Annotated in this window: 1 protein-coding gene; it reads left to right on the forward strand. The window is 59.2% G+C overall.

The genetic code is table 11. The annotated features are described in order from the left end of the window. Positions 1–639: 639 nt before the first annotated feature. The coding region (locus tag ABZX22_RS45390) for an SIR2 family protein (RefSeq protein ID WP_354923636.1) at positions 640–1,016 on the forward strand (377 nt) is incomplete at its 3' end.

Genomic DNA, 1,016 nt, shown 5'->3' on the forward strand with positions numbered 1-1,016 from the left:
TGAAGCCTTTAGATAGGGTCGGCTTCCACGCGCCGCAAGTGGACTTGGCACGACGGCGCTGTGTCTCAGTCTGCGAGAACGTCTTGGTCGAGAACGCAAGATTATCCCTCAGATGCTGTGATTCCCATGCCCCGTCGAACAGTTTCCTGTCGGGATTGTTGCTTCCTTCAACGCAAGCGTGATGAGACCTACGAGTGATCCGGCGTGGAGACCGAGCAGTCCAGGCGCCACTCAGCAACTGCTTAAGCCGCGACGCGACGTGGCACTCGACTGCCAAGAATTCTGTGGCCTGAAAGGCCAGCTATCAGCTTACTATTAGCATCAACGCCTCAGGAGGTTGATATGCCAAAATTCGTCAAGGGAGGTCCCGTCGTTCCGGACGAGCTGGTTCAGTCGCTCGAAGATGATCGTGTAGTGATCTTCTGCGGCGCGGGCATCTCGATGGGGGCCGGCCTCCCGGACTATGTAGGCTTGGTCAAGTACTGCTATGACGACCTTGCCGAGACTCTCCCTCCGTCCAAGGCATCTGATTGGCTCTGGCCCGACCGTATGCTGGGTAGCCTTGAGGGTAAGTTCGGGAGAGCTCAGGTGCGAGACGCCGTCAAGAGATGTCTCTCTGCAACGCCAACTTCGCTGGACATGCACAAAGCCATTCTACGACTCGCAAAATTGCGTGGCGAGACTGGAGTTCGGCTCGTTACGACGAACTTCGATACGCTGTTTGAGCAAGCCAGCAGCGCATGGCATTTCGGCAGAGACTTGCACTCTGGGCCCATCCTGCCGATTCCGCGCAACGATAAAGCAGCGACTTGGCGCAGCGTGGTCTACTTGCACGGCAGGCTGGACGAGGCGGGTGCTAATGAGCATCTAGTCATGACAAGTGCTGACTTCGGGCGGTCCTATCTGACCGACGCATGGGCACTGGCCGGGGCGGTGGCGGCCCGCTCCTGGGGTGAGCGGGAGCAGGCGCTGTGCTCGGCCTACGAGCGGCTGGCCGCCGTGCACAACAGGATCGC

Origin of the sequence: Nonomuraea sp. NPDC003804 (genome assembly GCF_040610675.1) — a bacterium.
In the GTDB taxonomy this organism is placed as follows: Bacteria; Actinomycetota; Actinomycetes; order Streptosporangiales; family Streptosporangiaceae; genus Nonomuraea.